The sequence below is a fragment of the Polaromonas sp. P1_F8 genome, assembly GCF_056405635.1.
In genome coordinates, this window is sequence record NZ_JBFUBS010000001.1 from 1,863,310 (window position 1) to 1,882,436 (window position 19,127).

Consider the following 19,127-nt stretch of genomic DNA (forward strand, 5'->3'; position numbering starts at 1 on the left):
GCCTTTTTTGCTTAAATTTTCACGCAATCCCCGTCAGGCACCCCACCAGCCCACACGAGGGGCAGCCTGGGCTTCTTCCAGCTCCGCCTCGCTGACTTCGATCTCCATGCGCAGCAGCGCTGCCGCCATGGCCTTGCCCAGGTTGTCCAGGCGCAGGTTGCGCGCGCCGCCGCCTTGCAGCGCGCCTTGCAATACCAGCTTGAGGGCCAGGATATTGGGCAAGCGCCAGCATTGCACCGCGCCCGGCAGCCAGGGCGCAAAGTGCGCCTGCACGCGTTCGGCCGTCACCTCGCGCTCCATGATCCGGTAACCCGCTTCGTTCCAGGCAAAGAGGCCAAAGTCCACCCAGTCGGCCTTGTCGCCGCTGCGCGCATGCGCGAGCTTCACCAATTGCACCCTCATGACTGCAACACCTCCACACGCACCGCCGCCTCAACCGTTTGCCGGTCAATCAGCGCAGGCCAGATGCCCAACAACTCACTGCTGTTGTTCAGGCCGTGAAAGCCGCAGGTATAGGCCGGCCCGCTCAAGGCCATCCACGGAAAGAGCCGGCCAAAACCTTCGGCCACCGCTTTGTCCTGCGTCCTGATCGCCATACGGACCCAGACTTCGTTGAGCTCCGCCAGCACTGCAGGCGCAGGCAGTGGCGCCAGTGGGCCATGTGCCGAGTTGAGCCCCGGGAGTTCGACAAAGAGTTCGTCATGTGCCATGCGCTTGTCGGCCAGTTGCGCCTTCACCATCTCTACCGCCGCAAGCGCCTTGTCATGCGCATCAGGCCAGCTAAAGCCCCAGGTGACCTCGGCCTTGTAGCCGTCGCGAAACCCGCCCACCACCTTGAGCTGCGCGGGCCGCGCGTGGCCGCGCACGCCCGTCATGCGCACGGCATCGTTGCCCAGGTCTTCGAGCCGCACCGCCGATAAATCCATCACCACATCGGGCGAGGCATAGTGCCCCGGGTCGTGCACTTCATACAGCAGTTGCTGGCGCACCGTATCGAAGTTGATGCGGCCGCCGGTGCCCGGCGCCTTGGTGATGAGCGCGCTGCCGTCTTCTCTCACTTCGGCGATCGGGTAGCCGATATGGGCGAGATCGGGAATGGCCTTCCACGCCTGCTGGCTGCCGAAGTTGCCGCCGCTGCCCTGGCCCGAACATTCGAGCAAGTGCCCCACCGCCAGCCCTTGCGCCAGCCGGTCAAGATCTACCTGCGCCTCTGCGTCCTCCAGCTTCCAGTTGAATTCATGCACCAGCGGCGCCAGGAACAGCGCCGCATCGGCGACGCGCCCTGTCACCACAATATCGGCGCCTTGCTGCAACGCCGACACGATGGGCCGCGCGCCCAGATAGGCATTGGCAAACACCATGCGCTCGCGCACGGATTCAAAGCCCTGGCCGTTGAACATGTGCGGCGGTGCAATCGCCCCCAGTTGCGGCAGTACTTCATCACCCGTGACCACCGCGATGCGCGCCTTCCAGCCCCTGGCTGAAAACGCTGCGCGCAAGGCAGCACCAGCGCCGGCGGGATTGAGCCCGCCCGCGTTGCAGATGAACTTCACGCCGCGCGCCTGCATCAGCGGCCACAGCTTCATCAGCATGGGGACCACATCGCGTGCATAGCCCAGTGCAGGGTCGCGCTGCCGGTCTTTCTGCAAGATGGCCAGCGTCAGCTCAGCCAGATGGTCACTTGCGATGTAGTGCACACCGCCGCGCTCGATGCTCGCGGCCACAGGCTCCCACGCGTCGCCGTAGAAGCCCAGGCCAGCGCCGATTCGAACATTTCGTTCCATCTAGGGATTACGCTTGATCGCCAAGGCGACACGTATTCGGAACAACCCCTAGCGACAGAGCAATAGGCGAGAGCTATAACCAAGTCTCACTAAAGGGAGACCGCGACGTGCAATTCTTGCAGCTGCTCATCAGCGGTATTGCCCAAGGTTGTATTTATGGGTTGATCGCGCTGGGCTTCGTACTCATCTACAAAGCCACCGAAACGGTCAGCTTTGCGCAGGGCGAGCTGATGATGCTGGGCGCTTTCGGCGGCCTGGCCTGCATGACCTTGCTGGGCTTTCCCTTCTGGCTGGCAGTGATCAGCGCGATTGCCGGCATGGCGCTCTTCGGCATGGTGCTGGAGCGCCTCGTGATACGCCCCATCCTCGGCCAGCCCGCGTTTTCCATCGTGATGCTGACCATAGGTGTCGGCTACACGGCGCGCGGCCTTATCACCATGATCCCCGGCATAGGCACCGAAACCTATGTGCTGCCCGTGCCCTACAAAGACCAGATTTGGAGCCTGGGCGCGCTGGTCATCAATGTCGAGCAGGTTGCCATCATCGTCACCACCGCAGCGCTGTGCCTCGTCCTGTTTGCGATGTTCAAGTACAGCAAGCTGGGCATCGCCATGCAGGCGTCGTCGCAAAACCAGCTGGCTGCGTACTACATGGGCATTCCCGTGAAACGCCTTAATGGCCTCGTGTGGGCGCTGGCCTCGGCCGTCGCGGCGATTGCCGGGCTCTTGCTCGCGCCCATCACCTTTGTGCATGCCAACATGGGTTTTATCGGGCTCAAGGCTTTCCCGGCTGCGGTGGTAGGCGGTTTCGGCAGCCTGCCAGGCGCAATTGTGGGCGGCCTTGTCATCGGCCTGGTCGAATCGTTCTCGGGTTTTTATTTGCCCGACGGCTTCAAGGACATCGCCGCCTATGTGGTGGTGCTCATCATGCTGATGGTCAAACCCAGCGGCCTGTTCGGCGAAAAGCTGCGCAAGAAAGTTTGACTGCCCATGCGTTTTATCTTTAAAACTGACTACGGCCAGGACATCAAACTCGCCAAACATGCCGGCCATGTGTTCTGGTACGGCGCGCTGATGTTGCTGCTGCTCGCCGCGCCCTGGCTGTTTCCCGAGTACTGGCTGGCGCAGCTCACCTTCGTGATGATTTATTCCATCGCCGGGCTGGGCCTGATGCTGCTGGCAGGCTTTACCGGCCTCTTCTCTTTGGGGCATGCGGCCTTTCTGGGCGTCGGCGCTTACACGCAGGCGGTGATGACCAACGCCGGCCTGCCCTTTCCCATCGCCTTGTTGTGCGCCGCCGGGCTATCAGCCGCCGTGGGCCTGGTCGTGGGCCTGCCCGCCCTGCGCGTGAAGGGCATTTACCTCGGCATGGCCACGCTGTCCTTCGGCTTCATTGTTGAAGAGGTGTTTGCACGCTGGGAAAGCGTCACCGGCGGCAATGCAGGCATCCACATCAAGATGCCCGACATGTTCGGCTGGAAGCTGGCCAGCGGTGAGTCGTTTTATTTCCTCTGCCTCATCATCACCGTGGCGGCCACGCTGGGCATCCTCAACCTGTTGCGCTCACCCACGGGCCGCGCTTTTGTGGCGATTCGCGATTCAGAGATTTCCGCGCAGAGCATGGGCATCCACCTGGCGCGTTACAAGACACTTTCGTTTGCGCTGTCTGCCGCGCTTGCCGGTGTGGCCGGCGCGCTCTATGCGCACAAGCTGCAGTTCATCTCGCCCGACCAGTTCAACATCCTGCAATCCATCGACCTGCTGTTGATGATCGTGATCGGCGGCGTGGGTTCGGTGCACGGCGCTTTCCTGGGCGCCATCTTTCTGATCTCCATGCCGCAGATCATTGGCCTCACCAAAGACTATTTGCCCGCCACCATAGGCCAGGCGCCGGGCCTGCAGGCAGCGGTCTACGGCATCGTGCTGATTGCCTTTGTGTTGTTTGAGCCGATGGGGCTGTATGGCCGCTGGCTGAAGATTCGCACCTATTTGCAGCTCTTTCCTTTCTACAGAAAAGGGCTCTTTAAACGGCAGAAATCATTCCAGAAGTCAGATCGCCTGAAATGAGCACGACCCTCCTTTCCGCCAAAAACCTCAGCGTTCGCTTCGGCGGCGTGCTGGCCGTCAACAACGTGAGCTTTGACGTCAAGCAGGGCGAGGTCTTCACACTCATCGGCCCCAACGGCGCGGGCAAGACCACGGTATTCAATCTGATCAGCCGTATCTACACGCCCACCACCGGCGAGATTGAATACCGCGGCGAAAAACTCACCTACCAGCCGCCCCACAAGATTGCCTCACTGGGCATTGCGCGCACCTTCCAGAACATCGAGCTGTTTGAACACGCCACCGTGCTGCACAACCTGCTGATTGGCCGGCACACGCACCGGCAGACAGGTTTGCTGCACGACCTTTTCTTCACCGCCAAGGCGCGCGAGGCCGAACTTCTGGCACGCGAAAAAGCCGAGCAGGTCATTGACTTCCTCGACCTGCAACATCACCGCGATTCGATGGTCGCAGGCCTGCCCTACGGTGTACGCAAGGTGGTCGAGCTGGCGCGGGCGCTGTGCACCGAGCCGCAGTTGCTGCTGCTTGACGAACCCTCTTCCGGCCTCAATGTGGAGGAAACCGGCGACATGGCCTTCTGGATCCAGGACATCCAGCATGAGCTGGGCATCACGGTACTGATGGTCGAGCACGATATGTCGCTGGTCTCACGCGTGTCTGACCGGGTTCTTGCCATGAACCAGGGCGAAGTCCTGGCCATGGGCACGCCGCGCGAAGTGCAGAACGATCCCGGTGTGATTGAGGCTTATCTTGGCTCGGTGGATGAGGTCACGTCTTTAAGGAGAACGGCATGAGCGCGGTTCCCCCACCGGTGAGTGACCAACCCGTCCTGAAGCTCCTCAACGTCGAGAGTTCGTACGGCCCGATCAAGGCCATACGCGGCATCAGCCTGCAGGTGCGCCGCAGCGAAATCGCCACGGTGCTGGGCTCCAACGGCGCGGGCAAATCCACCATCCTCAAGACCATCTCGGGCATTCTCGATCCGCGCAAGGGCTCCATCGACTTCAAGGGCGAGGACATCACGGCGCAGGACCCGGCCCATATCGTGCAGCAAGGCTTGTCGCATGTGCCCGAGGGACGCGAGGTATTTCCTTTGCTGAGCGTGCGCGACAACCTATTGATGGGGGCCTACACCCGCAAGGACCGCGACGGCGTGGCGCTCGACATGGAGTCGGTGTACGGCTACTTCCCCATCCTGAAAGAGCGGGCCCTGCAGGATGCCGGGCTGCTGTCGGGCGGGCAGCAGCAGATGCTGGCGATCTCGCGCGCACTCATGGCTTCGCCCGACCTCATCCTGCTCGACGAACCCAGCCTGGGGCTTTCACCCAAGCTCACCAAGGAAATTTTCGAGATCGTGGTGCGCATCAACCGCGAGCGCGGCACCACCATCCTGCTGGTCGAGCAGAACGCCAACATGGCGCTCAACGCTTCGGACTACGGCTATGTGCTGGAAAACGGCCGCATCGTCATGGAAGACACCTGCGCCCGCCTGCGGGAGAAGGACGATATCAAGGAGTTCTACCTGGGCATGAAAGAAGACGGCGTGCGTGGCGAGCGCCGCTGGAAGAAAAAGAAGACCTGGAGGTGACTGAATGAACGCAGCGCAGAACCGCTTCAAGCAAGTTCGCGCCTCCTCGGGGGGCAGCGTAGTACACGAAGTGACAAGCGTGGGGGCCTATGTCTAATCTTTGGGACTTAAGCCATATCCAGCCCGAGCATGCCATCGTCATGCCGGGCGAAACCATTCCCGCCGTGTTCTGGAATGCAGTGGAGCAGCGCGCCAACAAGACCTGGATGCGGCAGAAAAAGCTCGGCATCTGGCGCAGCTGGACGTGGACACAAACCGGCGACGCCGTGCGCGAAGTCGCCGCCGGCCTGCTCGCCCTGGGTTTTGCGCGCGGCGAGTGCGCCTCCATCCTTTCCAATACCGTGATCGAATGGGTGCTGGCCGACCTGGCTGTGTTGAGTAGTGGCGGGGTTTGCAGCGGCATCTACCCCACCGACGCCGCATCGCAGGTGCACTACCTTTGTGAAGACTCCCGCACCATCCTGCTGTTTGTCGAAGACGACGAGCAGCTCGACAAGGCGCTGGAAGTGCGACCGCAATTGCCCCTGCTGCGCAAGATCATTGTGTTTGACACCGAAGGCCTGCGCGACCTGGATGACGCCGGCGTGATGGGCCTGGCCGAACTTCGCGCGCTGGGCCGCGACTACCTGGCCGACCACCCCGATGCCGTGAAGAACAGCGCCGCCGCCTGCAAACCCGAAGACCTGGCCATCCTGGTCTACACCTCTGGCACCACCGGCAAGCCCAAGGGTGCGATGCACAGCCAGCGGGGTCTGGTGTTTACCGCGCGCGGCTACAACACGCTGGTGGCGCAAAACGAAGACGACGAGCGCATGTGCTTTTTGCCGCTGTGCCACATCGCCGAGCGCATGGGCGGCGAATATTTTGCGATGTATGCGGGCGCCAAACTCAACTTTGTCGAAAACCCCGAAACCATTCCCGAGAACGTGCGGGAGATCGCACCCACGGTGTTTACCGCCGTACCGCGTGTGTGGGAAAAGTTTTACTCCGGCGTGATGATCGCGTTGAAGGAAGCCAGCTGGCTGCAGCAGGCCGCCTATGCCTGGAGCATCGGCGTGGGCATGCGCATTACCGACACCGTGCTGGCCGGCCAGCCGGTCAGCGCATCGCTCAAGGCCCGGTTCGCGCTGGCGCGCTGGCTGGCGCTCAACAACACACGCAAGCTCATCGGCATTCACAAGGCGCGGTTTTGCGTCACCGGTGCCGCGCCCATCTCGCCCGACCTGGTGAAGTGGTACATGGCGCTGGGCGTTCCCATGCTCGAGGTCTGGGGCATGACGGAGACCTGCGGCGCGGCCAGCGGCGTGCCGGCCAGTTGCATGAAACCCGGCTCCATCGGCCCGGCCGCCGGCTACAACGAGATGCGGCTGGACCCGGCCACCGGAGAAATCCTGGTGCGCGGCACCAATGTCTTCATGGGCTACCTGAACCAGCCCGGGAAAACCGCCGAAACGCTGGACGCCGAAGGCTGGCTGCACACCGGCGACGTGGGCGTGATGGACGAGCAGGGATTTTTCCGGATCACCGACCGGATGAAGGACATCATCATCACCGCCGGCGGCAAGAACGTGACGCCCAGCGAGCTGGAAAACGAACTCAAGTTCTCGCCTTACGTCACCGACGCGGTGGTCATCGGCGACAAGCGCGCCTATCTCACGGTCATCATCATGATTGACCAGGAAAACGTCGAGAAATTCGCCCAGGATGCGGACATACCCTTCAGTAATTACGCCAGCTTGACGCGGGCCACTGAAGTGCAAGAATTGATTCAGTCGGAGATCGACCGGGTCAACAAGAAGTTTGCGCGGGTCGAGCAGATCAAGAAATTCTTCCTGCTCGACACGCAGCTCACGGCGGAGGACGAAGAACTCACGCCGACCATGAAGCTCAAGCGCAAACTCGTAGAAAAAAAATACGCCCCGCAAATAGAGGCCATGTACTAGTCAACAAGAGCCAAAAACCTTTACAGGAGACAAAACCATGAAACTGAAGTCAACCGCCGTTCTTTCCGCGCTGGCCTGTGCAGCCTTCCTGCCCCTCGCCCAGGCGCAAAGCCAGGGCGTCAGCAAAACCGAAATCACTCTGGGTTCCATCCAGGACCTGTCGGGGCCGCTCGCGGGCTTCGGCAAGCAGATCCGCAACGGCATGACGCTGCGCGTCAACGAACTGAATGAACAGGGTGGCATCAACGGCCGCAAGGTCAAGCTGATCGTTGAAGACTCGGGCTACGACCCGAAGAAGGCGGTGCTGGCGGCGCAAAAACTGGTCAACCAGGACAAGATCTTCGCTATGGTCGGCCACCTGGGCACGGCGCAAAACCTGGCCGCCATGCCGGTACAGTTCGAAAAAAATGTCATCAACTTCTTTCCGGTGACGGCCGCCCGCGAAATGTACGAGCCCTTCCACAAGCTCAAGTATTCCTTCGCCGCTACTTACTACGACCAGATGAAGTCGGCCGTGCCCAAGCTGGTGAAAGAAAAGAACGCCAAAAAGGTCTGCTCGATGTACCAGGACGACGAGTTTGGCCTCGAAGTGCAGCGCGGCGCCGATGACGGTCTCAAGACCATCGGCATGACCATGGTCGAGAAGACCTCTTTCAAGCGCGGCGCAACCGATTTCTCGTCGCAGATCGCCAAGCTCAAGGCTTCTGAGTGCGACCTGGTGGTGCTGGGCACCATCATCCGCGAAACCATTGGCGGCATCGGCACCGCGCGCAAGCTGGGCTATAACCCGGTCTTCCTGGGCTCCAGCGCGGCCTACACCGACCTGATCCACAAGCTGGGCGGCAAGGCCATGGACGGCCTCTACGCCACCATGACGGTGCAAAACCCTTACCTGGACGAAGCCTCGCAGCCCATCCGCTTCTGGGCCAACAAGTACAAGACCGCCTTCAATGAAGACCCGACGGTGTTCTCGGTCTACGGCTATACGGTGGTCGACAGCTTTATCCGTGCGTCGCAAAAAGCCGGCGCCAACCTGACGACCGAGAGCTTCATCAAGGCCATGGACACCATGGTGATCCCGGCCGACATCTTCGGCAGCTCCGAAGGCAAGTTTGGCCCGCAAAAGCGCCTGGGCAACAACCAGTCGCGCCTGTCGATGTTGCAGGATGCGCGCTGGAAAGTGGTGTCTGACTACATCACGCAGTGAAGCCAGCCGCGACTCCGAAAAACCACCTCCGGGTGGTTTTTTTATGCAAAAGGTGGCCGAAGCCCTTTAAATACGGGCGCAAGCAGCTCCTGAATTAATAGCGCGTACCCTCCATCAATCGCCCCCATGGCTTGCCCTGAACCCCGCGCGTCACGCAAAATGCGTCATGCCCACCTCCACCAAACCCGCTTCCAAAACGCCTGCCAGGACTCCCGCCGCCCCGCTTGCCACCGTGCGCTGCAAAGACACCCAGGCCTTCACGAAGTGGCTGGCCAAACACCACACCGACAGCGCCGGCGTCTGGCTGCAGATCGCGAAGAAGGATTCGGGAATCGCCTCCATCACCCACGCCGAAGCACTGGAAGCTGCACTCTGCCACGGCTGGATAGACGGCCAGAGGAATTCCATGGACGCGCAGTATTTTTTGCAAAAGTTCACCCCGCGCCGCGCACGCAGCACCTGGTCCAAGGTCAACTGCGCCAAGGCCCTGGCACTGATTGAATCCGGCGACATGCAGCCGGCGGGCCTGGCCGAAGTTGAACGCGCCAAATCCGATGGCCGCTGGGACGCGGCTTATGACGCGCAGAGCAAGATGACGGTACCGGATGATCTGGTGGCATTGCTCGCAAAAAGCGCCAAGGCCAAGGCATTCTTCGAGTCACTGGATTCGCGCAACCGCTTCGCGATTTTGTTCAGGCTGCAAACCGCCAAGAAGAGCGAAACACGCGAGCGCCGGCTGGTGAAGTTCGCCGACATGCTCAAGCGGGGTGAAAAAATCCATCCCTGACAGTGGACAGGGCCTTTTCGGTGACGCCGTACGGCAGACACGCTACAGTCAATCGGGCGAGCCCATCCCTCAACCGAAACCGTAAAAAGGAGTCCGCATGGCGTCCACCTGGTGGCAGCAAGTCGGTGAAACCATCGCCTCGGAGTTTTCAGATTTGCCCGATGCCGAGCAGGCCACGCGCGTCATGGTTCGCCTGACGCTGGCGGCGTTGCTGGGCGGCCTGCTGGGCATAGAGCGCGAGCAAAAGGGCAAGGCCGCCGGCGTGCGCACGCACATGCTGGTGGCCATGGGTTCTGCGATGTTCGTGCTGGTGTCGCAGCAGTCCGGCATGATCACCGCCGACTTGAGCCGGGTGATTCAGGGCGTGATTGCCGGCATCGGCTTTCTGGGCGCGGGCACCATCCTCAAGGGCCACATCAAAGGCAACCCTGACGAAGAGCAGGTCAAGGGCCTGACCACCGCCGCCGGCATCTGGCTGACGGCGGCCATTGGCGTGGCGGCCGGCATGGGCCGCGAAAGCACTGCGGTGCTCAGCACCCTGCTGGCGCTCGGCATCCTGGCGCTGGTGCCGCGCCTGGTGCGTTTTCTGGAAAAGCCCGAACCGCTGCTCAAGCCTGACGGCGACAAGCGCGGGGACGGTTCATAAGCTCGTCCAGGGGCGCCGTGGTGGTTTAATTTTTCGTGCGCTGCGAGACGAATTCGCCTTCATAGCCCTTGGCCAGAGACAGCTTCTCTGCTTCAGTGAGCACCTTGCCCGCCAGCTGGAACACACCCTGCTCCTCGTCTTCAAGGTGGTGATAAATCTTGTGGTGCAGCTCTTTGGCCGTGGCCAGCCAGGCGGGCGAGCTGAAATCGGTTGCTTCCAGCGTTTCCACCAGTTTGTCCATCTGGTGGTGCTCGGCAATGCCGTGGCGTGAGGGTTCCTGTGTTATGTCGTGCGCGATCAGCGGCACATAAAAAAAGCGCTCTTCCGCCGCGGCATGCGCCGCGAGTTCGAGCTTGAGCTCCTTGAACAGCGTGGCTCTTTCCTTGCTGTCGCCCTGCGTTTTGATGAGGTTGTCCGCCAGGGCGCGCTGGGTGACATGGCTTGTTCGCAGTGCTTCAAAAATGTTCATTCAACCATTATGGGGACGGTGCACGCCTTGGCGTGTAGGCCAAGGACGGATCCTGCAAGGCCAAAAATCGCTATTAATTTGATAGCTGCTTTCGCCCATCCAGCATGGCCTGGAGGCCTGAATGGCCAAAGAATGGGCCAACAGGGCGCAAGGCACGGTAAAAGCGCTAAATTAGGGGTTATGAAAAAAATCCTTCTTCTTGGCGGCACCGGCTTTGTCGGCGCGCACGTCTGCGAAAAGCTGGCGCGGCTGCAATGCCGCGTCACCGTGGTCACGCGTCGGCAGGCCAGCGCCCGCCACCTGCAAATGCTGCCGCTGGTCGACGTGATTGAGGCCGACGCCCACGATGCTTCCTCGCTGGCACCGCTGCTGGCCGGCCACGACGCCGTGGTCAACCTGATTGCCATCCTTCACGGCACAGAGGCCGCGTTCGACAAGGCGCATGTGCAACTGCCGCTGGAGCTGGCCCGGGCCTGTGAAGCCAGCGGCCTCAGGCGCATCGTTCACATCAGCGCCCTGGGCGCTTCGCCAGGTTCGGCATCGATGTACCAGCGCAGCAAGGCGCGCGGTGAAGCCGTGCTGCTCAGCACCGGGCTGGATGTGACTGTGCTGCGGCCCAGCGTGATCTTTGGCGCTGAAGACAAATTCCTCAACACCTTTGCCCGGCTCCAGCAGATCTTTCCCGTGGTTCCGCTCGCAGCCGCCGATGCGCGCTTTCAGCCCGTCTGGGTGGAAGACGTCGCCGACGCCATCGTGCACTGCCTGCAAGACCCCGACACCGCCGGCCAGATTTATGAAGTTTGCGGGCCCGACGTGTTCACGCTGCGCCAGCTGGTCGGGCTGGCCGGCCGCTACGCCGGTATCAACGGTGGCAAAGGCCGCCCGGTGATCAGCCTGCCGGATTCCCTGGGGCGCCTGCAGGCGCGCCTCATGGAGCTCGCGCCCGGAGAGCCGCTGCTGAGCCGCGACAACCTCGATGCCATGGCCACCGACAACGTGGCCACCGGCAAGCTGCCCGGCCTGCAGGCACTGGGTGTTCACCCTGCCTCGCTGGATGCGGTGGGGCCTTCTTATCTGGGAGCGCAGGGCTTGCGCAGCGGGCTGACGGCCAAGCGTAAAACTGCAGGCCGGTTCTAAAAGCCCCCACGGTCGCTCACTTCGTGTAGCTCCCTGCCCCCCGAGGGGGCCGCCCGCCTGCGGCCCGGCAAAGCCGAAAATTGGCACACCCCTATCGGGCTCACTGCGTGTAGCCCTTTTCCCCTTGCAGGGGACTGCGCCTGCGGCCCGGCAAAGCCGGTTCCGCGGCCCCAGCTGGCCTGAAGAGGAATTCCGCGCTTCTTATTCGCCGCGGGGGTAGCATCAATTTCAGAGTTTTTTTGCATCAATGACGCGCTGGCGGAGTTGTAGCATCGCAAGTCGTTTCATTTTGACTTCCACCTTTATCACCAGCATACGGGGACACCATGCTCAAGCTCTACATCGGCAATAAAAACTATTCCTCCTGGTCCATGCGCCCCTGGGTGCTGCTCAAGCAGGCCGGCATTCCCTTTGAAGAAATCAAGCTGCGCTTTGACTCGTTCGATGCCAACTCGACCTTCAAGGAAAAAATCGGCGGCGTGAACCCGACCGGCCGGGTGCCGGCGCTGGACGACGGCGGCTTTGTCGTATGGGACACGCTGGCCATCGCCGAATATCTCGCGGAACGCTTTCCCGAGAAAAAGCTCTGGCCGCAGGATGTGAAAGCGCGCGCCCGGGCGCGCAGCGTGTGCGCTGAAATGCACAGCGGCTTCGGAGCCCTGCGCTCGGCCTGCCCCATGAACATCGAGGCCGACCTGTCGGACATGGGCCAGCTGATCTGGCGCGACAAATCGGCCGTGCGTGCCGACGTGCAGCGCCTGGTCGAGATGTGGACCGAGCTGCTGCAGCAATACAAAGGGGCCATGCTGTTTGGCGAATTCGGCATTGCAGACGCCTTTTTTGCACCGGTGTGCATGCGCCTGAGTCGCTACGCCCTGCCGGTGCCTGCAGAGATCGGCGCCTACATCCAGCGCGTTGCGGAGCTGCCCGGCGTGAAAGCCTGGATCGACGACGCGCTGGCCGAAGACGATTTCCGCGAATTCGAAGAGCCCTACCGCGTCAAGCGCTGAACGGGAGACATCATGGTCACGATCTATCTGCGTTACGTGCTGAACACCGCCAAACTCAAGGAGTTCGAGCACTACGGCAAGCTGTGGATTCCGCTGGTCGAGAAATTCGGCGGCACGCACCATGGCTACTTCATGCCCAGCGAAGGCGCCAACAACATTGCATTGGCCTTGTTCACCTTTGAGAGCCTGGCGGCCTACGAGATTTACCGCCAGAACTCCTTTTCCGACCAGGAATGCCTGGCGGCTTTCAAATACGCCGAAACGACCGGCTGCATCATCAGCTACGAGCGCAGTTTCTTCCGGCCTGTTTTTTCCTGAACTGAAAATCCGGCGCCGACCGGGCTTTTGGGGCTGGCGCGAACCGCTAAACTGGCCTGATGGAAATATTCATGGTTGGTGGCGCGGTGCGCGATGCCTTGCTGGGCCTGCCCGTGCAGGACCACGATTGGGTCGTCGTGGGCGCCACCCCCGAAGCGCTGGTGGCACAAGGCTACCTGCCGGTCGGCAAGGATTTCCCGGTGTTCCTGCACCCGGACACCCGTGAGGAATACGCCCTGGCCCGCACTGAACGCAAAACCGCGCCGGGCTACCGCGGGTTTGTGGTGCACGCCGAGCCCGACGTCACGCTGGAGCAGGACCTGGCGCGGCGCGACCTCACTATCAATTCAATAGCTGCTCCCGCCCGTCCAGAAACAGCTTCAGCCAGTTTTAACCCCAATTTTTCGGCGCTGATCGACCCGTTCGGTGGGCAGCAGGACATCCGGGACAAGGTATTGCGCCACGTGACGGATGCCTTCCGCGAGGACCCCGTCCGCATCCTTCGCCTGGCCCGCTTTGCCGCGCGTTTTCCGGATTTTTCCGTGGCGCCCGAAACCATGGCGCTGATGCGGGACATGGTGGCCGAAGGCGAAGCCGATGCACTGGTACCCGAACGCGTGTGGCAGGAGTTCGCACGCGGGCTGATGGAGGGCAAGCCTTCACGCATGTTCGAGGTACTGCGCGAATGCGGCGCGCTGCAAAAGTTGTTGCCAGAGGTTGCGCGCCTCTGGGGCGTACCCCAGCCCGCCAGCCACCACCCCGAAGTCGACACCGGCGTTCACCTGATGATGGTGCTGGACATGTCGGCGCAGCTTGAGGGCTCTCTGGCCGTGCGCTTTGCCTGCCTGTGCCACGACCTCGGAAAGGGCACGACACCCGCCGATGTTTTGCCGCGGCACATCGGCCACGAAGAGCGCAGCGCCCAACTGCTGAAAGACGTCTGCGAGCGCCTGCGCGTGCCGGTGGACTGCCGCGAGATTGCCGACGTGGTGGCACGCGAGCACGGCAACGTGCACCGCAGCGAAAGCCTGGGCGCCGCGGCCCTGGTGCGGCTGCTGGAGCGCTGCGATGCGTTTCGCAAGCCCCGGCGTTTTGCCGATATTTTGCTGGCCTGCGAATGCGACGCCCGCGGGCGCCTGGGCCTGCAGGATTCACCCTACCCGCAACGCCCGCGCCTGCTGGATACCCTGGCCGCAGCCCAGGCGGTACAGACGCAGCCGCTGGCGCTGGAGGCCCAGGCGGCGGGACGCGGCGGCAAACAGATTGGTGAGGCCATCCACAGGGCACGCGTCAAAGCGGTGCAGGACAGCCTCCCCGGTACCGCTACAGGGCAGCCGCCATTGGCTGAAATGTGAAAAAAGGCGAAACCGGCCTACAGTGATTCAACAGGGGCTCTGCTAAGGTGAATGGCGATGCATTTATCACCTTCTTCATCGCCGCCCCGGCCCTCTTCGCACGCACTTCCTCACGGGCCTTTCGGGTCATTGCCGGCCATCAACGCGCAGACTGCCCTTTTTCTGGACTTTGACGGAACGTTGGCCGACCTGGCGCCTGAGCCCGACGCAGTCCAGCTGGTTTCAGGCGTGATTCCAGCCTTGGCGAGGCTTTCAGCGCAGTTGGGCGGCGCGCTGGCGATTGTGTCGGGCCGCAGGCTGGCCGACCTCGATGGCTTTCTCGCGCCTTTGCGGCTACCCCTGGCCACCGAGCATGGCGCGCAGCGCCGCGATATGCTGGGCCGCGTCGTCAGCCTGGCAGAACCGGACCTGCGGGAGCTCACCCACCGCGTCACCGACCTGGCCGCGCACCATGACGGGCTGCGCGTGGAAATCAAACAGGCGGCCGTTGCCCTGCACTATCGCCACGCACCCGAACTGGAATCGCTATGCCAGCAGGTCATGCAGGAGGCAGCCGACCGCACGCCCGGTGTCGAACTGCTGCACGGCAAGTATGTTTTTGAAGTCAAGCCGTCCAACGTCAGCAAGGGCTCGGCCATCAAGGCTTTTATGGCCGAGGCGCCGTTTGCCGGCCGCCTGCCCCTTTTCGCCGGCGACGACACCACCGACGAAGCCGGCTTCGCGGCCGTGCAGTTGCTGGGCGGTGAAGGCATCAAGGTCGGCGAAGGCGCCACCCAGGCACGCCACCGCTGCGCATCGCCCGAGGCGCTGCACCAATGGCTGCATGCGGCCTTCGGCGGCATGGCGCGGGAGACCGACGATGCACCGGCCGCCGCGCCAGAAAGCCGCCCATGAACGTCGCCGCCGACTCGCTTCACTTCGCGCCGCCCGCCCAACCTTCGCTGGCCATGGGCGTCATCGGCAACTGCGCCTTCAGTGCGCTGATTGATGTGCGCGGCCGCATCGTCTGGTGTTGCCTGCCGCGGTTTGACGGCGACCCTGTATTTAATGCGCTTCTCGAGCCGCAGCCCGCGCAGGACGACGCGACCGCCCCGGGCATCCAGGACTCGCAGTCCAGCGCCTTCGCCATCGAGATCGAGGATTTCGCCGAGGCCAAGCAGTGGTATGAGCCCAATACCGCCGTACTGCGCACCCAGCTGTTTGACACACGCGGCCAGGGCATCGAGATCACCGACTTCGCACCGCGTTTTTTCAGCCGCTCGCGCTTTTTCAGGCCCATGACGCTGGTGCGCCGCGTCAAGCCCATCCATGGCGCGCCGCGCATCCGCGTATCGCTGGACATCCGCTTCGACTGGGGCCGGCGCAAGCCGCTGATCACCCAGGGCAGCAACCACCTGCGCTATGTGGGCGACGAGCTGACGCTGCGCCTGAACACCGACGTGTCGATTTCACACCTGCTGTCAAAGCAGCCTTTTGTGCTGACACGCGAGCACAATTTTCTGCTCGGCGCCGACGAGTCACTGCCCGATGGCATTGCCGACACGGCGCGCCTGTTTGAACAGGAAACCATTTCCTACTGGAAAAAATGGAGCCAGCGCCTGCACATTCCGCTGGAATGGCAGGAGGCCGTGATACGCGCAGCCATCACGCTCAAGCTTTCGCTCTTTGAAGACACCGGCGCCATCGTCGCCGCCATGACCACCAGCATTCCCGAGGCACCCGGCAGCCAGCGCAACTGGGACTACCGTTATTGCTGGCTGCGCGACGCCTTTTTTGTGGTGCGCGCGCTCAACAGCCTGTCGGAAGTCGGCACCATGGAAGACTACCTGCGCTGGCTCGCCAACGTGGTGGTGCAGTCCAAGGGCGGGCACATCCAGCCGCTGTATGGCATAGGCCTGGAGCGCGAGCTGCCCGAATCCACCATGTTGCACCTGGGCGGGTACCGCGGCATGGGACCGGTGCGCGTGGGCAACCAGGCGCAAGAGCACTTCCAGCACGACGTCTACGGCAATGTGGTGCTGGGCGCGGCCCAGGCCTTTCACGACCATCGCCTGCTGCACCGCGCCGGCATTGCCGAGTTCAAGCGGCTCGAGGAAGTTGGCGAGCAGGCCGTGCACAGCTATGACAAGCCAGATGCCGGCATGTGGGAGCTGCGCACGCGTGCACGCATCCACACCTCATCGGCCCTGATGTGCTGGGCCGCCTGCGACCGGCTGGCCAAGATTGCGCTGGTGCTCAAGCTGCAGGATAGGGCCGACTACTGGCGCAGCCACGCGGCAGTGATGCAGGAACGTATCCTGCGCGAATCCTGGAGCGAAGAACGCCAGGCCTTTGCCGAAAGCTTTGGCGGGCGCGACCTCGACGCCAGCGTCCTGCTGATGATTGAGGTAGGTTTTATCGACCCCAAAGACCCGCGCTTTGTGGCCACTGTAGACGCGCTGGAAACCCATTTGTGCGACGGCCCCTATATGCGCCGCTATGAGGCGCCGGACGATTTCGGCAAGCCCGAAACCGCCTTCAACATCTGCACCTTCTGGCGCATCGACGCGCTGGCACGCATAGGCCGCAAGGAGCAGGCCCGCGAAATTTTCAACACCATGCTGGCCGCGCGCAACCATGTGGGCCTGCTCTCGGAAGACACGCATCCCGTGACCGGCGAGATGTGGGGGAATTTTCCGCAGACGTATTCGATGGTGGGGATCATCAACGCGGCGGTAAGGCTCTCAACCCCCTGGGAGTCACAAGTATGAGGATGGCTCACCCCCGTCGGTGGCTCACTGCGTATAGCCCCTTTCCCCATTCCAGGGGACGGCGCCTGCGCCCCGGCGAAGCCGGTTCCGCGGCCCCTGCTGGTGAAGAGGACTGTTTGTCATGAGCCGGCTTGTTGTTGTTTCGAATCGCGTGGCGGATCCGCGCAAGGCGGCCGCCGGTGGGCTTGCTGTGGCACTCGGGGACGCGCTGAACGCTACTGGTGGGCTGTGGTTCGGCTGGAGCGGCACGGTCGTTGAGGGCGGCGCCGCCGGTGAAGGCGAGCTGCATGTGCAGCAGGCGGGCAACATCAAGCTGGCCACGGTGGACCTGTCGGCCGAAGACCATGCGGGCTATTACCTGGGCTACAGCAACGGCGTGCTCTGGCCGGTATTTCATTACCGGCTGGACCTGGCCCGTTTTGACGCGGGCTTCATCGAGGCCTACCGCCGCGTGAACCGGCTGTTTGCGCACAAGCTCATGAGCCTGCTGCAGCCCGACGACATCATCTGGATCCACGATTACCACCTGATCCCCATGGCGGCCGAATTGCGCGCCATGGGTTGCAACAACCGCATCGGGTTTTTCCTGCACATTCCGTTGCCGCCGCAGCAGGTGCTGGCGGCCATTCCCCAGCACGAATGGCTGATGCGTGCGCTATTCGCCTACGACCTGGTCGGTTTCCAGAGTGAAAACGACCTGCTGCACTTCTCGCGCTATGTGCAGGCCGAAGCCGGCGCGGTGGCGCTGGGCGACAACCGCTTCAGGGCCTTTCACCGGACTGTGCGCGCCGGCGCTTTTCCCATCGGCATAGACGTGGACGAGTTCGCGGCGCTCACGCACGCGCAGGATGCGCGCGACATGTACGAACGCATGAAGGAAGAGTATTCACGCCGCAAACTTCTGCTGGGTGTAGAGCGGCTCGACTATTCCAAAGGCTTGCCGCAGCGGCTGCGGACGTTTGAAACCTTGCTGAAAAAGTACCCGGAAAATCTCCGCAGCGCCACGCTGATCCAGATCGCCTCGCCCAGCCGTGAAGACATGGGCACCTACACCGATCTGCTGCAGGAACTGGAAAGCCTGTGCGGCGCCATCAACGGCAATTTCGGCGAGCTCGACTGGATGCCCGTTCGCTACATCCACCGCAACGTGGCGCGCAAGCGCCTGCCGGGCTTGTACCGCGTGGCGCGGGTGGCGCTGGTCACGCCGCTGCGCGACGGCATGAACCTGGTGGCCAAGGAATTCATTGCCGCGCAAGACCCGGCCGACCCCGGGGTGCTGGTGCTGTCCCGCTTTGCGGGGGCCGCTGAGCAACTGGAAGACGCGTTGCTGGTCAATCCCTACGACATCGACGGTACTGCGGACACCGTACAGCGGGCATTGCAGATGCCTCTGGAAGAACGCCAAGCCCGGCACCAGAAGCTGCTCAAGACCATCCGGGAACGCGATGTGCATTGGTGGCGCAGGGAGTTTCTTAATGCTCTCGGCTACGAGGGACCGGCTTAGTTGACGGTTCTTGCTCCGGCCTTAGCGCTCTTTGCTGAGTGTTGCTGGCCGGGGGTAGCCCGGCGGCTACTCACTTTTCTTTTGCTTCGCCAAAAGAAAAGGCGACCCTGCTGTCTGCGCCCCTTCGCTGCGCTACGGGCAACCTGCGGTGCTCGGTCCAGGCGGGTCTCGCTCGAACTCGCTTCGCTCAGACAATCGCGATCCCTGATCCGCCTGAACCTGCGCTCCTCGGCGCAGACAGAAGGGGCAACCGGGTGCGGGAACCGAATACCGAAATATCAGGAAACCAATACCAACAAGGACACGCCATGGCGTGTCCTTGTTTCTTCAGGTGTTCGGGTCCCGGTATTCGGCTGTTGGCTGTTCGGCATTCCTTCCCCCACCCCCTTGTGTATGCGCCGAGGAGCACAGGGCCAGACGGATCAGGGCAAAAACTTGTTTGAGCGAAGCGAGTTGTTTTTGACCCCGGCTGGACCGAGCACCGCAGGTTGCCCCGGAGCGAAGCGCAGGGGACGCAGGAACCAGGGTCGCCTTTTCTTTGCTTACTTTCTTTTGGCGAAGCA

19 protein-coding genes are annotated in these 19,127 nt (G+C 62.4%); 15 read left to right on the forward strand and 4 right to left on the reverse strand.

Annotation, left to right across the window (positions count from 1 at the left end; genetic code table 11):
- Positions 1-33 precede the first annotated feature (33 nt).
- Both AC1D1J_RS08850 and AC1D1J_RS08855 read right to left on the reverse strand, forming a co-directional pair.
- Positions 34-402: an AtuA-related protein gene (locus tag AC1D1J_RS08850; protein WP_477694436.1), complete on the reverse strand. Its 369-nt coding sequence runs from the start codon at positions 400-402 to the stop codon at positions 34-36.
- Entirely contained in the window at positions 399-1,784 is a 1,386-nt protein-coding gene (locus tag AC1D1J_RS08855; protein ID WP_477694437.1) for an acyclic terpene utilization AtuA family protein, read from the reverse strand. Before AC1D1J_RS08855 ends, AC1D1J_RS08850 begins: the two co-directional genes overlap by 4 nt.
- Before the next feature lie 107 nt (positions 1,785-1,891).
- On the opposite strand from AC1D1J_RS08855, the gene AC1D1J_RS08860 reads away from it, so the two are divergent.
- The 8 genes from AC1D1J_RS08860 to AC1D1J_RS08895 all read left to right on the forward strand — a co-directional run bounded on the left by AC1D1J_RS08860 (position 1,892) and on the right by AC1D1J_RS08895 (position 10,021).
- Complete coding sequence (locus AC1D1J_RS08860) at positions 1,892-2,767, forward strand: branched-chain amino acid ABC transporter permease (RefSeq protein ID WP_457281134.1); 876 nt, start codon at positions 1,892-1,894, stop codon at positions 2,765-2,767.
- A gap of 6 nt (positions 2,768-2,773) precedes the next feature.
- Positions 2,774-3,850 (forward strand): branched-chain amino acid ABC transporter permease, encoded by a 1,077-nt coding sequence (locus AC1D1J_RS08865; RefSeq protein ID WP_477687229.1) that lies wholly within the window; start codon positions 2,774-2,776, stop codon positions 3,848-3,850.
- Positions 3,847-4,644, forward strand: a complete 798-nt coding sequence (locus AC1D1J_RS08870; RefSeq protein WP_477687228.1) for an ABC transporter ATP-binding protein — start codon at positions 3,847-3,849, stop codon at positions 4,642-4,644. The genes AC1D1J_RS08865 and AC1D1J_RS08870 overlap by 4 nt, the downstream gene beginning before the upstream one ends.
- Positions 4,641-5,438: an ABC transporter ATP-binding protein gene (locus AC1D1J_RS08875; protein ID WP_477687227.1), complete on the forward strand. Its 798-nt coding sequence runs from the start codon at positions 4,641-4,643 to the stop codon at positions 5,436-5,438. Before AC1D1J_RS08870 ends, AC1D1J_RS08875 begins: the two co-directional genes overlap by 4 nt.
- 89 nt (positions 5,439-5,527) lie before the next feature.
- On the forward strand, positions 5,528-7,381 hold the full coding sequence (locus tag AC1D1J_RS08880) for an AMP-dependent synthetase/ligase (RefSeq protein ID WP_477694438.1): 1,854 nt from the start codon (positions 5,528-5,530) through the stop codon (positions 7,379-7,381).
- A gap of 37 nt (positions 7,382-7,418) precedes the next feature.
- The gene (locus tag AC1D1J_RS08885; protein WP_477694439.1) at positions 7,419-8,588 is read left to right on the forward strand and encodes an ABC transporter substrate-binding protein; all 1,170 of its coding nucleotides are present in this window, start codon (positions 7,419-7,421) and stop codon (positions 8,586-8,588) included.
- Between the two features lie 166 nt (positions 8,589-8,754).
- On the forward strand, positions 8,755-9,375 hold the full coding sequence (locus tag AC1D1J_RS08890) for a YdeI/OmpD-associated family protein (RefSeq protein WP_477687224.1): 621 nt from the start codon (positions 8,755-8,757) through the stop codon (positions 9,373-9,375).
- Positions 9,376-9,472: 97 nt separating this feature from the next.
- Positions 9,473-10,021 carry an MgtC/SapB family protein gene (locus AC1D1J_RS08895; RefSeq protein WP_477648640.1) on the forward strand — a complete coding sequence of 183 codons (549 nt, stop codon included), beginning with the start codon at positions 9,473-9,475 and terminating at the stop codon, positions 10,019-10,021.
- 25 nt (positions 10,022-10,046) lie between these two features.
- Here AC1D1J_RS08895 and AC1D1J_RS08900 read toward each other — a convergent pair whose 3' ends face one another.
- Entirely contained in the window at positions 10,047-10,490 is a 444-nt protein-coding gene (locus AC1D1J_RS08900; protein ID WP_477694440.1) for a hemerythrin domain-containing protein, read from the reverse strand.
- Between the two features lie 180 nt (positions 10,491-10,670).
- On the opposite strand from AC1D1J_RS08900, the gene AC1D1J_RS08905 reads away from it, so the two are divergent.
- The 7 genes from AC1D1J_RS08905 to otsA all read left to right on the forward strand — a co-directional run bounded on the left by AC1D1J_RS08905 (position 10,671) and on the right by otsA (position 18,564).
- A complete protein-coding gene (locus AC1D1J_RS08905; protein WP_477694441.1) occupies positions 10,671-11,627 on the forward strand; it encodes a complex I NDUFA9 subunit family protein in 957 nt (318 codons plus the stop codon).
- Between the two features lie 326 nt (positions 11,628-11,953).
- Positions 11,954-12,637, forward strand: coding sequence for a glutathione S-transferase family protein (locus AC1D1J_RS08910; protein ID WP_477694442.1), 684 nt, complete (start codon positions 11,954-11,956; stop codon positions 12,635-12,637).
- A gap of 12 nt (positions 12,638-12,649) precedes the next feature.
- Positions 12,650-12,955 (forward strand): NIPSNAP family protein, encoded by a 306-nt coding sequence (locus tag AC1D1J_RS08915; protein WP_477651240.1) that lies wholly within the window; start codon positions 12,650-12,652, stop codon positions 12,953-12,955.
- A 59-nt stretch (positions 12,956-13,014) separates the two neighbouring features.
- The gene (locus AC1D1J_RS08920; RefSeq protein WP_477694443.1) at positions 13,015-14,310 is read left to right on the forward strand and encodes a multifunctional CCA addition/repair protein; all 1,296 of its coding nucleotides are present in this window, start codon (positions 13,015-13,017) and stop codon (positions 14,308-14,310) included.
- A gap of 57 nt (positions 14,311-14,367) precedes the next feature.
- Positions 14,368-15,204 (forward strand): trehalose-phosphatase, encoded by an 837-nt coding sequence (gene otsB / locus AC1D1J_RS08925; protein WP_477694444.1) that lies wholly within the window; start codon positions 14,368-14,370, stop codon positions 15,202-15,204.
- Positions 15,201-17,060: a glycoside hydrolase family 15 protein gene (locus AC1D1J_RS08930; RefSeq protein ID WP_477687219.1), complete on the forward strand. Its 1,860-nt coding sequence runs from the start codon at positions 15,201-15,203 to the stop codon at positions 17,058-17,060. Before otsB ends, AC1D1J_RS08930 begins: the two co-directional genes overlap by 4 nt.
- 121 nt (positions 17,061-17,181) lie before the next feature.
- Positions 17,182-18,564 carry an alpha,alpha-trehalose-phosphate synthase (UDP-forming) gene (gene otsA / locus AC1D1J_RS08935; RefSeq protein WP_477651238.1) on the forward strand — a complete coding sequence of 461 codons (1,383 nt, stop codon included), beginning with the start codon at positions 17,182-17,184 and terminating at the stop codon, positions 18,562-18,564.
- Positions 18,565-18,891: 327 nt separating this feature from the next.
- On the opposite strand, the gene AC1D1J_RS08940 is transcribed toward otsA, so the two are convergent.
- The coding region (locus AC1D1J_RS08940; RefSeq protein WP_477694445.1) for a hypothetical protein at positions 18,892-19,127 on the reverse strand (236 nt) is incomplete at its 5' end.